Here is a 15,391-nt window from a genome sequence, read left to right as displayed (position 1 = left end):
CGGTCTGGCAATATATCTCCTTGCCGCGCGGCCCGGTCGGACCGGACCAGCCGCCGAGCGTGCACCTTGAGAACCGGATACTGCGAGGATGGACACACTCAGTGTCGCATCCGGGCAGACATCGAACCATTTGAAATGGTCTAACTTGGATTTGTTTTTCGCAAGGCCGCCGAGAGGCGGCCCCGAGAAATTCCTTTTCCTATACTAAAACCATATGAATCGAACGGAACCGATCAGCGTAACAGTTGTGAGGACCGGACGGGCTCGAAGCCCAACATATTTGGACGGAGAGTTCGATCCTGGCTCAGGATGAACGCTGGCGGCGCGCCTAACACATGCAAGTCGAACGGCACCCCTCTCCGGAGGGAAGCGAGTGGCGAACGGCTGAGTAACACGTGGAGAACCTGCCCCCTCCCCCGGGATAGCCGCCCGAAAGGACGGGTAATACCGGATACCCCGGGGTGCCGCATGGCACCCCGGCTAAAGCCCCGACGGGAGGGGATGGCTCCGCGGCCCATCAGGTAGACGGCGGGGTGACGGCCCACCGTGCCGACAACGGGTAGCCGGGTTGAGAGACCGACCGGCCAGATTGGGACTGAGACACGGCCCAGACTCCTACGGGAGGCAGCAGTGGGGAATCTTGCGCAATGGGGGGAACCCTGACGCAGCGACGCCGCGTGCGGGACGGAGGCCTTCGGGTCGTAAACCGCTTTCAGCAGGGAAGAGTCAAGACTGTACCTGCAGAAGAAGCCCCGGCTAACTACGTGCCAGCAGCCGCGGTAATACGTAGGGGGCGAGCGTTATCCGGATTCATTGGGCGTAAAGCGCGCGTAGGCGGCCCGGCAGGCCGGGGGTCGAAGCGGGGGGCTCAACCCCCCGAAGCCCCCGGAACCTCCGCGGCTTGGGTCCGGTAGGGGAGGGTGGAACACCCGGTGTAGCGGTGGAATGCGCAGATATCGGGTGGAACACCGGTGGCGAAGGCGGCCCTCTGGGCCGAGACCGACGCTGAGGCGCGAAAGCTGGGGGAGCGAACAGGATTAGATACCCTGGTAGTCCCAGCCGTAAACGATGGACGCTAGGTGTGGGGGGACGATCCCCCCGTGCCGCAGCCAACGCATTAAGCGTCCCGCCTGGGGAGTACGGCCGCAAGGCTAAAACTCAAAGGAATTGACGGGGGCCCGCACAAGCAGCGGAGCATGTGGCTTAATTCGAAGCAACGCGAAGAACCTTACCAGGGCTTGACATATGGGTGAAGCGGGGGAGACCCCGTGGCCGAGAGGAGCCCATACAGGTGGTGCATGGCTGTCGTCAGCTCGTGTCGTGAGATGTTGGGTTAAGTCCCGCAACGAGCGCAACCCCCGCCGCGTGTTGCCATCGGGTGATGCCGGGAACCCACGCGGGACCGCCGCCGTCAAGGCGGAGGAGGGCGGGGACGACGTCAAGTCATCATGCCCCTTATGCCCTGGGCTGCACACGTGCTACAATGGCCGGTACAGAGGGATGCCACCCCGCGAGGGGGAGCGGATCCCGGAAAGCCGGCCCCAGTTCGGATTGGGGGCTGCAACCCGCCCCCATGAAGTCGGAGTTGCTAGTAATCGCGGATCAGCATGCCGCGGTGAATGCGTTCCCGGGCCTTGTACACACCGCCCGTCACACCACCCGAGTCGTCTGCACCCGAAGTCGCCGGCCCAACCGTCAAGGGGGGAGGCGCCGAAGGTGTGGAGGGTGAGGGGGGTGAAGTCGTAACAAGGTAGCCGTACCGGAAGGTGCGGCTGGATCACCTCCTTTCTAGGGAGATACATTCTTAGAGAGAAAACACTTTAACTCGAATAGAGGGCAGGAGCCCGTCCGGTGGATGTCGCCAGGATGATTCCCCGCAGCACCCGGTCCCCGGGGTCGCACCCGCGTACCTTGAGAGCCGCATAGCGATAGGAGAGAGATGGAAGATCATTCTTCCAGACTCGATTCTTTTCTGCGATTTAAAGACAGAATGATAGCAATCATTCATCCGATCCAAACAAGAAGAATTCACTTATTAATGAGTGAGGAGCATCTGATCGCGAGCACAGTCAACTACTGTGCCGCGGTATGAGATACCCGAATTGCGACATACGAGCGCTATTCATGATATCGATTAATTAACTTTAGCGACACGTGGATATCCCGCGGGCCCGAGAGCGGTCCCGCAAGATACCACGGGCGCACGGCGGATGCCTTGGCACAGGGAGCCGATGAAGGACGCGGCAAGCTGCGATAATCCCCGGCGAGGAGCACACATCCTTCGACCCGGGGGTCTCCGAATGGGCGAACCCATCCACAGAGGTGTGGATATCCCGGCCCCGAACACATAGGGGCCGGGAGGACAACCCGGGGAACTGAAACATCTAAGTACCCGGAGGAGAGGAAATCAATCTCGAGACTCCCCGAGTAGCGGCGAGCGAAAGGGGACCGATGGCCAAACCGTCGAGCGGGCATACCCGGCAGGGGTTCCGCCGACGGGGTTGCAGGGCCGCGCATCCGGGGGCTGCCGCCCCCGGGCGCAGGTCCGGCTGGGGAGCGGAACGGCATGGGAGGGCCGGCCGCAGCGGGTGACAGCCCCGTACGCGAACCCAGACCGGACGGCGCGACGCGGTCCCTGAGTAGGGCCGGGCACGTGAAACCCGGTCCGAACCTGGGTGGACCACCATCCAAGCCTGAGTACTACCCTGTGACCGATAGCGCACCAGTACCGTGAGGGAAAGGTGAAAAGCACCCCGGGAGGGGAGTGAAACAGTACCTGAAACCGTGCGCCCACGAGCAGTCGGAGCACCCTTGTGGTGTGACGGCGTGCCTTTTGTAGAATGAGCCAGCGAGTCGCTGGCGCGGGGCGAGGTTAACCGAAAGGGAGCCGGAGCGAAAGCGAGCCTTAACAGGGCGACTTGAGTCCCGCGCCGCGGACGCGAAGCCGGGTGAGCTATCCGTGGGCAGGCTGAAGCGGGGGTAAGACCCCGTGGAGGGCCGAACGCACGTCGGTTGAAAACGGCGGCGATGACCTGCGGATAGGGGTGAAAGGCCAATCAAACCCGGAGATATCTCGTTCTCCCCGAAATAGCTTTAGGGCTAGCGTCGCGCGTTCACCGCCGGAGGTAGAGCACCGGATGGACGAGGGGGCTTCGCCGCCTACCGAATCCAACCGAACTCCGAATGCCGGCGGCCCAGAGCGCGGCAGTCAGAGCATGTGGGCTAAGCTGTGTGCTCGAGAGGGAAACAGCCCGGACCGCCCGCTAAGGTCCCCAAGTTCCAGCCGAGTGGCAAAGGATGTGCGTCCGCCCAGACAACCAGGATGTTGGCTTAGAAGCAGCCATCCATTCAAAGAGTGCGTAACAGCTCACTGGTCGAGTGGACATGCGCCGACAATACACGGGGCTAAGCTGGACACCGAAGCGGCGGGATTTTGATTTTCAGAATCGGTAGGGGAGCTTCCCATGGGCGGCGAAGCCGCCGGGCGACCGGCGGTGGAGCGCATGGGAGTGAGAATGCTGGCATGAGTAGCGAGAGACGAGAGAGTAACTCGTCCGCCGTGAACCCGAGGTTTCCTGGGCAAGGCTAATCCTCCCAGGGTCAGTCGGGGGCTAAGGCGAGGCCGGGAGGCGTAGCCGACGCGCAGCAGGCAGACATTCCTGCACCGCGCACGCGGCGCTACGACCGACGGGGCGACGGATGGGGGTGGCTCGGCGGGGTTCTGGACGTCCCCGTGATGGAGCGCGGCCCGCGGACCAGGGAAATCCGGTCCGCACGAGGGCGAGGCTCCGGACGAAGCGATCAAGCGAAGCGAGTGAGCCCGAGGTCCCTAGAAAAACCCCTAGGCAGGCGCGTGCGCGCCCGTACCGCAAACCGACACAGGTGGGTGGGTAGAACATACCGAGGCGATCGGGTCAACCATGGTCAAGGAACTCGGCACAATGGCCCCGTAACTTCGGGAGAAGGGGTGCCCGCGCGTACGTGAACCGGCTTGCCCGGGGAGCGGAGGCGGGCCGCAGTGGAGAGGCCCAAGCGACTGTTTACCAAAAACACAGGACTCTGCAGAAGCCGCAAGGCGACGTATAGGGTCTGACGCCTGCCCGGTGCCGGAAGGTCACGCGGAGGAGTTAGCCGCAAGGCGAAGCCCCGAAGCCAAGCCCCGGTAAACGGCGGCCGTAACTATAACGGTCCTAAGGTAGCGAAATTCCTTGTCGGGTAAGTTCCGACCTGCACGAAAGGCGCAACGACTTGGGCGCTGTCTCGACCATGGACCCGGTGAAATTGCACTGGTCGTGAAGATGCGACTTACCCGCGGAAGGACGGAAAGACCCCGTGAACCTTCACTGCAGCTTGGCATTGGCCGCTGGTCCCGCGTGTAGAGGATAGGCAGGAGGCACAGATCCGGAGGCGCCAGCCCCCGGGGAGCCGCCCTTGGAATACTGCCCTCGCGCGACCGGCGTCCTAACCCGAGGCCGTCAACCGGCTCGGGGACCGTGCCAGGCGGGCAGTTTGACTGGGGCGGTCGCCTCCTAAAGGGTAACGGAGGCGCGCGAAGGTCCGCTCGGGACGGTCGGCAACCGTCCTTTTGAATGCAAGAGTACAAGCGGGCTTGACTGCGAGGCCCACAAGCCGAGCAGGTGCGAAAGCAGGCTCTAGTGATCCGGCGGCCCCGAGTGGGTGGGCCGTCGCTCAACGGATAAAAGGTACTCCGGGGATAACAGGCTGATCTTGCCCAAGAGTCCACATCGACGGCAAGGTTTGGCACCTCGATGTCGGCTCATCGCATCCTGGGGCTGGAGCAGGTCCCAAGGGTACGGCTGTTCGCCGTTTAAAGCGGTACGCGAGCTGGGTTCAGAACGTCGTGAGACAGTTCGGTCCCTATCCTCCGTGGGCGCAGGAGAATCGATGGAGGCTGCCCCCAGTACGAGAGGACCGGGGTGGACGCACCTCCGGTGAACCGGTTGTCGACCAACGGCACGGCCGGGTAGCCGCGTGCGGCGCGGATAACCGCTGAAGGCATCTAAGCGGGAAGCCGTTCCAGGGATTAGTTCTCCTTCCGGTAAGGGCCCAGGTAGACTACCTGGTCGATAGACGGCAGGTGCAAGGACGGCGACGTCCTCAGCCGAGCCGCACTAATCGCCCGAGCTCTTCCGGAACCGCACCTCGCGGCCCGCGGGACATGCGCTCGAAAGCGCGGTCCGGGCACGAGGATGCCCCCGAGTCACCTCCCCTATGCGCCATGCGGCCCCCAGGGCACGTAGATGAGACCCAGGACACCGTAACGGTGGGCGCCGCCCACCGGTCAGCGGCCAGAGCATGGGGGGCACGCCCGGTCCCGTTCCGAACCCGGAAGCTAAGCCCCATCGCGCCGAGAGTACTGCGGGGCCAGCCCGTGGGAGGCCAGGGCGCCGCTGACCGGTGGACGGCACCGAGCCGTACGCTTGAACTGCAGAAGGGGGAGGCCTCGCGGCCTCCCCCTTTTTTGCGTTTTATAGAGAGCTGTAATACAAGAACTCGCCTTCTTTTAGCTTGTCTTACTGTTTGGCTGTATTTTGAGTCCTTCTTTTGTATTTGCGCGATAATAACTCCCATTGGCGTTAGGGAGGACTTGATGTTTACCGTTTTTGTCTTGGGCAATATTGCTTCGGGTAAGTCGACTGCCTGCCGCTATCTCGAATCTCATGGCGCCATGCTCATCGATCTGGACGAACTTGCCAAATCGCTGTATGTGCCAGGCTCCGATATCGTCAATGCCCTCGCGGAAGAATTTGGCTGGGATATTTTGGACGAGGAGGGCGGCGTTCGCCGTAACATACTCGCTTCTCGAGCTTTTGTTTCTCCTGATGCGGTCGCGAGGCTCAATAGCATTGTGCACCCCGTTCTCATTGAGCAGCTGTCACTGAGGATTCTTGATCCGGTTTGCTGCACGGTTTCTTCCCCCCGTTATCCCTTTGCGGTGGTCGAGGTTTCTGCTCCGACTGGTTTTGAGGATGCATTTGGCTTGGCTGATGAAATTCTGGTCATCAGCGCCCCTTTGTCAGTTCGTCGCGAGCGTGCTATTCAGCGTGGCATGGAGCCATCTGATTTCGATGCCCGTTCTGCTTGCCAGCCCGATGAGTCTGCGCTGTGCAATCTCGCTACAACGGTGATTGATAATGCCGCAGGCGATAATTCGCTCTTTGAGCAGCTTGACTCATGGCTTGCATGCCATGGGTTTATAGACACTGCGAATAAGGAGGATGCCGATGCCTAAGACACGTTTCTTTGCGTGGTATCGCCTTATACCGCTGGCTGCCGTTTTTGCCTTCGGCCTTATTTCGCTCGTCTACTCGTATGCTCCTGCCGCCTTCTTTAAGCCTTTGTATCCAATTGACTACGAGGCGTATGTAAAGCAATCGAGTATTTCGCATAATCTGGATCCGTATCTGGTGTGCGCTGTCATTAAGTCGGAATCGAATTGGGATCCCGAGGCTGAGTCGAATCAGGGTGCTCAGGGATTGATGCAGCTGATGCCCGAGACTGCCCAGGATATGATCGCCAAGGGTCTTGTCGACGGTGGGGAGTATTCGGCCGACAACCTTAACGATCCGGCTACGAATATCGAGTTTGGCTGTGCGTACCTCTCGTATCTCTTAACGTATTTCAACGGGTCGACGGATAGCGCTATTGCCGCCTATAACGCCGGCATGGGCAATGTCGACGGATGGGCGCAGCAAAGTACGTCGCTGCACAATGCAATCACCTTTCCCGAGACGCAGGCGTATCTGATTCGCGTCAATAATGCCTGGGTTCGCTACAAGACCCTCTATCCCGATCGGTTCGTATAGGACTATGCCTGCCGCCTGCGTATACTGCAGATATATGAGTTAGGAGTATCCATGGCGGAATTTGAAGTTGAGCGTGTTGGAGGAGAACTCAAACGTTTTGGCGTTGAGGGCTCTGAGGTGCCGTTTAAGGTTGTATCTCCTTATGAGCCTGCAGGTTCTCAGCCTAAGGCCATTGAGTCGCTTGTGCAGGGCGTGAGGGATGGAGATCGCTATCAGGTTTTGCTGGGCGTGACTGGTTCGGGCAAGACCTTTACGATGGCTAAAACCATCGAGGCCCTGGGGAAGCCGACGCTTGTCATGGCTCCCAATAAAACGCTCGCCGCTCAGCTTGCGAGCGAGCTCAAAGAGTTCTTTCCCAATAACGCTGTGGTCTACTTTGTCTCGTACTACGACTACTATCAGCCCGAGGCGTATGTGCCGCAAAGCGATACATATATCGAGAAAGACTCCTCGATTAACGAAGAGGTCGAGATGCTGCGACATCAGGCGACCGCATCGCTGCTCTCTCGACGCGATGTGATCGTCGTCGCATCGGTCTCGTGTATCTATGGCATTGGCTCTCCTGAGGACTATGCGGGTCTGGCTCCAAACGTCGACAAGAAGGTGCCGCTCGAGCGCGATGACTTTATCCATGCACTTATCGACATTCAATATGATCGCAATGACTATGACCTGGCGCGCGGCACGTTCCGCGTGCGCGGCGATGTTGTCGACGTGTATCCGCCTTATGCCGAGCATCCGTTGCGGTTTGAGTTCTTTGGCGACGAGGTCGAGCTGATTGCCGAGATCGATGAGGTCACCGGAGAGATGGTTCGTGAGTACGAGGCCATCCCCGTATGGCCGGCATCGCACTACGTGACCGAGAAGCCGAAGGTCAAGGCAGCTCTGAAATCGATCAGCGAAGAGTGCGAGAAGCGCGTGGCGGAGCTCAAGGCGACCGACAAGTTGCTCGAGGCACAGCGCCTGCAGCAACGTACCGATTATGATCTCGAAATGCTCGAGACGATGGGCTTTTGCAACGGCATCGAGAACTACTCGCGTCATCTGGATGGACGTAAGCCGGGCGAGCCGCCGTTTACCCTGATCGACTACTTTCCCAAGGACATGCTCTGCATCATCGACGAGAGCCATGTGACGGTGCCGCAGATTCGCGGCATGCACGAAGGTGACCGTTCGCGCAAAGTTACGCTTGTTGAGCATGGTTTTCGTCTTCCGTCGGCACTCGATAATCGCCCGCTTCGTTTCGATGAGTTTGAGGCAAGGATACCCCAGTTTATCTATGTTTCGGCCACACCGGGCGACTACGAGCTGCGGGTGAGCCAAAACGACGTGGAGCAGATCATTCGTCCGACCGGTCTGCTCGACCCCAAGATCGATGTGCGTCCGGTTCGTGGGCAGATTGACGATCTTGAGGACGAGATTCGCGAGCGCGTTGCCCGCAAGGAGCGCGTGCTGGTGACCACGCTCACCAAGCGCATGGCCGAGGACCTGACCGACCATCTGCTTGATGCCGGCATTAAGGTCAATTACATGCACTCCGATACAGCGACGATGGACCGTGTCGAGATCCTGCGAACGCTGCGCGAGGGCAAGATCGATGTTCTCGTTGGCATCAACCTGCTTCGCGAGGGCCTAGACCTTCCCGAGGTCTCACTGGTGGCAATTCTCGATGCCGATAAGGAAGGCTTCTTGCGCAACCGCCGCTCGCTGATTCAGACGATTGGCCGCGCGGCCCGTAACGCCGATGGCGAAGTCATCATGTATGCAGACGTTGTGACCGATTCGATGAAAGAGGCCATCGAGGAGACGCAGCGCCGTCGCGAGATTCAGATGGCATATAACGAAGAGCATGGCATTGTGCCCAAGACGGTGCGCAAGGCCATCAACGACATCTCAAGTTTTATTGCCGAGGCCGAAAAAACCGTGGGTTCCAAGGGGCGCTCGAAGGGCGACTCTCTTGGACATGGCGCATTCTATACGCCCGATGAGTCGGGCGAGGGTGGCGTGCCGGAAACGGTGGCGCCCGAGCAGACACTTGCGGAGCAGTTGGAAGAACTGCCGCATGACGAGCTTGTGCGGATCGTCGAAACCATGGAAGAGGATATGCGTAACGCTTCTGCCGCCATGGACTTTGAGGAGGCGGCGCGCCTGCGCGATGCCGTCGTTCAGATTCGGGCGATGCTCGAGGGTGCGTCTGAGGACGAGACGATTGAGCGCTTACGTTCGCAGGCCCGCAAGGGTTCCACGTTCGCATCGGGCAGAAAACGCCAGGGTGCACGGTTTAAGAAATAGTGAACAGGCCCCAAGTTCCCTGTGGAGCTCGGGGCCTGTGTCTTTTGCGCGCTGGAATTCGTGCGTTAGAGGTCTGCGATCAGGGCTTCGGCACAACGGATGCCGTCGGTGGCCGCGCTCATGATGCCGCCGGCATATCCAGCTCCCTCACCACAAGGATAGAGGCCCGGGGTCGACATGGCATGGCACGTTCGGTCTCGGGTGACAGTGACCGGTGAGCTCGAACGAGTCTCCACGCCGGTAAGAACGGCGTCGGGGCGGTCGTAGCCGCGTAGCTTTTTCCCGAGTAGGGGAAGTCCTAGGCGGAGCGACTCGACGATATGCTGCGGCAGGGCTTCGTCAATTGCCGTCCAGGTCACACCGAGCGGATAGGTGGGCTTTACCTTTCCGGGCGCCTTGCTGGCACGTCCTGCGAGGAAATCTCCGACGAGCTGTGCCGGTGCGTTCCAGTTGGAACCGCCCAGGCGATAGGCGGCCGCCTCGCAGGCACGCTGGAGCTCGATGCCGGCGAGCGGGTCATCGTTGGGAAGGTCCTCGGGTGTGACGTTAACGAGCAGGGCGGCATTTGCGTTGCGTCCGTCGCGGGCATTGAGACTGGCGCCGTTGACGCACAGGTGGCCCTGCTCGGAAGAGGCGGCGACAACCTGCCCGCCGGGGCACATGCAAAACGAGAACACGCTGCGGCCGTTGGGAAGATGGGCGACGAGCTTGTAAGGGGCTGCTCCGAGGGCAGGATGTCCCGCCGAGGCTCCGTATTGGACTCGGTCGATGTCGCGCTGCGGATGCTCGATGCGAACGCCCATGGCAAAGGTCTTTTGTGCGAGGGCCACGTTGTGGCCCTTAAGGAGCTCAAAAATATCGCGAGCGGAATGCCCACAGGCGAGGATGAGGTGCTTTGTCTCGATTGGCTCGCAAGCGGCGTCTTGGGACGATTGGACATCAATACCGGTGATGGCGCCAGACGCGTCGATGCGAATGTCGACGAGCTTCGTTCGATAGCGGACGACACCTCCGAGCTGCTCGATGCGCTGGGATATAGTGGTGACGACCGCGGGAAGGATGTCGGAGCCAATGTGCGGCTTGGCATCCCACAGAATATCGCGGGGCGCACCCGCCTCGACGAAGGTTTCGAGGATAAGGCGATGGGCGGGATTTTTGGTTCCCGTATTGAGCTTGCCGTCCGAGAAGGTCCCCGCGCCGCCCAGGCCAAACTGGATATTGCTCTCGGGGTCGAGGATGCGCTCCTTTAGAAAGAGGTCGATCGCCTGCGAGCGGCGAAATGCCGGGTCGCCGCGCTCGATGAGCAAGGGCTTAAGACCTGCTTCGGCGAGCGTAAGCGCAGCGAAAAGGCCGGCGCATCCGGCGCCGACAACGACAGGGCGTTCTTGAGGCGCGTCGGAGGCGGGGGAGGGGAATGAAGGCTCATCGTCTTCTATCGCGCGTACGCGCGAGCGGTCACGCTCGGCAACGCTGTCGACCGCTTCTCGCTCGAGGTGGGGACTAGTCAGCTCAACACGAAAGCTCAGGATAAAATGGACGTCTCGTTTTTTGCGAGCGTCGATTGATTTGCGGTGGAGCTCGATGGACTTGATCTCGGAGTCCTTGCAACGTAGGACGCGCTTGGCGACTCGCTTGCCAACAATGAGACAGGCATTTTCATCGCCGGCTTCATCGAGCGACGCGTTGACTTGGGTGATTTCGATCATCGAGGTCTCCTTAGAGGCAAGAAAGAGGCCGTCCGGTATTCCAGACGGCCCGAATGCGTTTTTGATTATAGACTGCGCGGCTACAGGCTGCTTGCAGCGCGAATGCCCGAGATCCAGGCCCACGCAAGGTTAAAGCCTCCGCAATCGGCGTCGATGTCGAGCGCTTCACCGCAGACGTAAAGCGGGGCGTCGACAACGCTGCACGCGCGTAGGCTGGGTGTTGAGATGCTCTCGACAGATATGCCACCACGCGTGACCTGCGCTGAGCGCTCCTCGGCTGTTCCCTCGACGAGCAACTTAAAGTGTTTGAGGATCGAGACCAGGTGGATGACATCGTTGGAGCCTGGATGGCACTGCTCGAACGCTGTGCAGACGACTCGGGAGAGTTGCGGGGCGAGCATGCCGTCGAGCCAACGGGGATCGCGGGGCGAAAAGCCGCCGAGCAGCTCAACGCGCCGGTTGAGCATATCGAGCAACTCGTCTTTGGAGAGGTCGGGGAAAACGTCGAGCAGGATCGTATCGCCGTGCTGGATACGACGAGAGAGGTTGAAGACAGCGACGCCCGAGATACCGAAGGTTCGAAACAGCACTTCACCGTCTTCGTGCCAGAGCTCATTATGATTGTGGGCGAGCGTCAAGCGGGCACGGACGCGCAGGCCATCCAACGTCTTGAGTGCCGCCCGATCGCCAACGACCGTTGCCGATACGGGGCAGAGGATGGGGCGCAGCGAAGTGAGGGGGAGGCGAAACGTATCGGCGATACCTGTGGGGTTGCCGCCCGTAGCGATAATTACGGCATGTGCCTGCAGGGCCTCGTTCTTGCGAGGGACATCGGCGAGCGCTTTCCGAAGCGAGCGGAGCTCCGATTTTCGGTCATCGTGCTTTTTTGCCTTGAGCGCCCGCGCTGGACGGTCTATTTGGAGTGCCCAGCCTTCGGAAGCTTTGTGCGCCGAGGCAACGTTGGCTCCGCAGATTAAGGTGATACCTAGGCGGTCGCAAACGTTGAGAAGCGCGTCGCGCACCGATTCGGCGCGAAGGGAGCGCGGGTACAGCCGGCCTTCCTCGGAGGTTGTCATGATACCCAGCGAGGAGAAGAAACCCATAAGCTCTTGTTCGGGCTGGGGGCCCATGACGGATTCGACGAATGCGGGGTGGTTATACCGCTGAGGATCAATCGATTCGTTGGAGAGGTTGCAGCGGCCGTTACCGGTCGCAAGGAGCTTGAGGCCGCAGGCGACATCGCGCTCAACGATGCAGACGCTTTTGCCAGCGCGTGCGGCCGTAATGGCGGCGGCGAGGCCTGAAGCCCCGCCGCCGATTACCAAGACGTCATAGAGGGCGCTCGCGTTCACTTAGGCCTCGTCGGTCTCGTGCGGGGTAATAGCCTCGACGGCAGAGACTGCCTTGGGCAACATGCCATCGGGCAGCGCGGTCTCGACCTCGCCCTTATCGCAGGCCTCGGCGAGTGCCGGATTAATGGGAAGCTGGCCCAAGATGTCGAGGTTATAGTGCTTTGCGACCTCGGGGAGCTTGCTCTTGCCAAAGACCTCGATCTTCTTGCCGCAGTCGGGGCACTCAATATAGCTCATGTTCTCGACAATGCCCAGAATGGGGACGTTCATCTTCTCGGCCATGTTGACCGCCTTGGCGACGATCATCGAGACCAGATCCTGCGGGCTCGTGACGATGACGATGCCGTCGACCGGCAGCGACTGGAAGACGGTGAGCGCGACGTCGCCTGTTCCCGGAGGCATGTCGACCAGTAGGTAGTCGATGGGGCCCCACGAGGTCTCGCTCCAGAACTGCCTAATGGCGCCTGCGATGACCGGACCGCGCCAAAGGACGGGGTCGGTCTCGTTTTGGAGCAGCAGGTTGGAGCTCATGACCTTGACGCCGTGCTCGGAGATTTCGGGCAGCATAAGGTTGCCAAGGGCATGGACGTGGCGTCCACTCATACCGAACATCTTGGGGATAGAGGGACCGGTGATGTCGGCATCGAGGACGCCGACCTTGCGGCCGTGACGGGCAAGCTCGGTGGCGATGGCACCGGTGACAAATGACTTGCCGACACCGCCCTTGCCGGAAAGCACGGCGATGACGCGCTTGACCTCGGACAGCGTGTTCTCCTCAAATTGCGACGGCGACGTTTGTCCGCCGGCGGCCTGTGCGTGTTCGCAACCCATGTATGACTCCTTTGTATATGCTGGGGCCGGGGCCCCGCGATGTGACACGAGCGTCATTGTACCCTCGTTTGCGAGCGGGAGTCATTTGCGATGCGTTTGGGCCGAGCGTGCTTGCAATACGATGGGCCCAAGCGAATGGGCGGGCTTACTGAACTTTGCTGGCGAACTCGAGGTATTGCATGCGCTGCAGCTTGTCGATCGTCGAGGCGTAGGGGCTGTCTTCCGATTCCAAGTCGTAGCGCAGCCCGTCGGCACCGAGATAGCCGGCGACATTGATGGTGGGCACATCTGACCTTGTCGCAAGCAGGGCCTTTTGGTAATTGGTGAGCGGGGCGCCGATCTTATTAAGGGTAATGGCTGCAATCTCGTTTGCCCCGACGGTGTCGTAGACGTTGAGCTCGGTATTGCCGGCGATCTCATAGTTAGCCCAGACGAGATATGTCGACTGATAGATACGGAAAGCGTGGCTTGCCGTATCTTCCTGAGGGTACAGCTCGTCGTTGAGAGTCGTTGCGGCGCTCGGCTGATGGTCGCCAAAAAAGACAAGAACAACCGGTCTGCCGATGTTGCGGAGCTCGTTGATAAAGTACTCGAGGTCCCGGTCGGATGCGTTGATGCAGGTGAGATAGGTGTTGAGCGCGCTGTTGGCGCCTTCGCTGGCTCCCTCGACCCAATAGTTTGTCAGCTCTTCGGCGGGAACGGTGCCATAGTCGTAGCCGCCGTGATTTTGCATCGTGACGTCAAAGATGAACTGCGGCGCTTCGTCGGTTCTAAGCAGGTCGAGTATCTTGTCGTAGGTGGCGTAGTCGCATACGCCGGCATGGTAATAGGGCGCACCTTCGAAATCGCCGATTGAAAGAAAGTCTCCAAAGCCCAGCTGCTGATAGATTTTATCTCGATGGTAGTTGACGGGGTTTTGCGGGTGCATAGCGGTGGCGGTATACCCAAGCTCTTTAAGGTTCTTTGCCAGGCTGTTGACGCCATTCATCTGATACAGCTGATAGGGGATCTTGCCTAATCCGACAAAGGCCGTTGTCGCTCCAGTCAAAAATTCGAATTCGGAGTTCGCCGTTCCGCCACCGGCGACCGAAGCGAGCATGGTGCCGCGAACAAGTGTGTCGGGAAGCGAGTTGTAGAATGCGGGGCCGGTGTACCCGGCCGCCTGGAGCTGCTCAAAGCACGAAAGGTCGCTAAAACTCTCATTCATGACGGCAACAATCGTCGGCTTGATTTCATTGAACTGGGCAACGGCCGCCGCGCGCTGCTCGCTCGAGCCATATGTGCTGTCGTAGGCGGCGGCGAGCTCCTGCTCGATGCTCTGCGCCTCATCGGGCGTATAGTCTTCGGGCTTCTCAATGGGCAACTCGTTGACCATTTCGGTGAACGAAGTGATAAAACCCTGAGACGCATACGTGGTGATGGGCTGCCAACGGTCAAATCCAAAATCCAGCGCCTGCTCCAAGTCGATGTTGGAAAAGCCTGAGAGCCCCACAACGGTCACTAGCAGAAAAGCACAGAGGTTAGTGGCGATAGCGGGGAAGACATGGGTGGGCGTACGGAGCTTTCGCGGTCGGATGAGCGAAAGAAGCCCCAGGGAAATCTCCAGCAGGGCGAGAGAGGTTACGATTCCGGCGGTAAAGGTAAACTCGTATCCCTCGCTCACTTCCATTGCGGTGCCAAGGGCCAAGATATCGCTTGGCAGGATGGCTTCGCCTTTAAACGTTATGACGAAGTGCTCGGCAATGCCAAGGATGCAGCAGACGACGGGCACGAGAGCCATGACGCCTCCATGACGCTGTCCCAGCAAATAAAGGGAGAGCAGAACCGTCGCGAGCAGCCCGACGGAAAACCCGAATGAGTTGGCGGGAATGCGATAGAACGTTTCGTTGCAGGCAATTTCGAGTGAAACGAACGAGAGCGCTGAAACAGCGGCGATGACAAGGATGTCACGGCAAATACAGGCAACCGTTCCCGTCGCAAGGTCGGTTTGGTCGATAAGTCCCGAAACCAAGGGCTCGACAAGAAGCATGACGGCGGCAGCACCGAGCGCCGAATAAGAAAGGACCCATAGGGAGCTGCCCTCATTTACGAGCAATTGATTCGTAACCCATGCAGCTACCACGCCGAGCGGGATGAGGAGCGTCGCGCACCAAAAGACGCGGGCAATGGGTGGCTTTTCGTTGCGTTTGATTGAAAAATACACGCGCACGACGACGGCGGCCACGATAAGGACGGCGATGAATATGGGCAGATTGGCCATGTCGCTCGAAGTGATTTCAAGGGGGATATCTTCGGTCATGGACGTTCCTCTGGTACAGCAAATTAAGTTCAGTATTAGATTACTGTAACCTTTCCACGGCATTTCGAGAAACAAAGCGCCCGA

7 protein-coding genes and 3 rRNA genes are annotated in these 15,391 nt (G+C 59.8%); 6 read left to right on the top strand and 4 right to left on the bottom strand.

Annotated elements, in window-relative coordinates; translation table 11 throughout:
- Positions 1–281 precede the first annotated feature (281 nt).
- The 6 genes from DW171_RS00710 (at position 282) to uvrB (ending at position 9,119) form a co-directional block, all read left to right on the top strand.
- Positions 282–1,788, top strand: a 16S ribosomal RNA gene (locus DW171_RS00710).
- Positions 1,789–2,183: 395 nt separating this feature from the next.
- Positions 2,184–5,156, top strand: a 23S ribosomal RNA gene (locus tag DW171_RS00705).
- A gap of 145 nt (positions 5,157–5,301) precedes the next feature.
- A 5S ribosomal RNA gene (gene rrf, locus DW171_RS00700) occupies positions 5,302–5,417 on the top strand.
- Together the 16S, 23S and 5S rRNA genes form the textbook arrangement of a ribosomal RNA operon.
- Before the next feature lie 194 nt (positions 5,418–5,611).
- On the top strand, positions 5,612–6,253 hold the full coding sequence (coaE, locus tag DW171_RS00695) for a dephospho-CoA kinase (protein WP_117635947.1): 642 nt from the start codon (positions 5,612–5,614) through the stop codon (positions 6,251–6,253).
- Complete coding sequence (locus tag DW171_RS00690; protein WP_117759573.1) at positions 6,246–6,827, top strand: lytic transglycosylase domain-containing protein; 582 nt, start codon at positions 6,246–6,248, stop codon at positions 6,825–6,827. Before coaE ends, DW171_RS00690 begins: the two co-directional genes overlap by 8 nt.
- A gap of 51 nt (positions 6,828–6,878) precedes the next feature.
- Positions 6,879–9,119, top strand: a complete 2,241-nt coding sequence (uvrB, locus tag DW171_RS00685) for an excinuclease ABC subunit UvrB (RefSeq protein ID WP_118270166.1) — start codon at positions 6,879–6,881, stop codon at positions 9,117–9,119.
- Between the two features lie 65 nt (positions 9,120–9,184).
- Here uvrB and DW171_RS00680 read toward each other — a convergent pair whose 3' ends face one another.
- From DW171_RS00680 to DW171_RS00665, 4 genes are all read right to left on the bottom strand, one after another.
- Positions 9,185–10,825, bottom strand: a complete 1,641-nt coding sequence (locus DW171_RS00680; protein ID WP_118270165.1) for an NAD(P)/FAD-dependent oxidoreductase — start codon at positions 10,823–10,825, stop codon at positions 9,185–9,187.
- 80 nt (positions 10,826–10,905) lie between these two features.
- On the bottom strand, positions 10,906–12,177 hold the full coding sequence (locus DW171_RS00675; protein WP_118270164.1) for an NAD(P)/FAD-dependent oxidoreductase: 1,272 nt from the start codon (positions 12,175–12,177) through the stop codon (positions 10,906–10,908).
- Entirely contained in the window at positions 12,178–13,008 is an 831-nt protein-coding gene (locus tag DW171_RS00670; RefSeq protein WP_118270163.1) for an Mrp/NBP35 family ATP-binding protein, read from the bottom strand. It lies immediately after the preceding gene.
- A 145-nt stretch (positions 13,009–13,153) separates the two neighbouring features.
- On the bottom strand, positions 13,154–15,307 hold the full coding sequence (locus DW171_RS00665; RefSeq protein ID WP_158570985.1) for an LTA synthase family protein: 2,154 nt from the start codon (positions 15,305–15,307) through the stop codon (positions 13,154–13,156).
- Between the last annotated feature and the right edge of the window lie 84 nt (positions 15,308–15,391).

Origin of the sequence: Collinsella sp. AM15-2, assembly GCF_003471985.1 — a bacterium.
Classification (GTDB): Bacteria; Actinomycetota; Coriobacteriia; order Coriobacteriales; family Coriobacteriaceae; genus Collinsella.
Note: the sequence above shows the minus strand (reverse complement) of the source record. Positions and strands in the feature narration are given on the sequence as shown.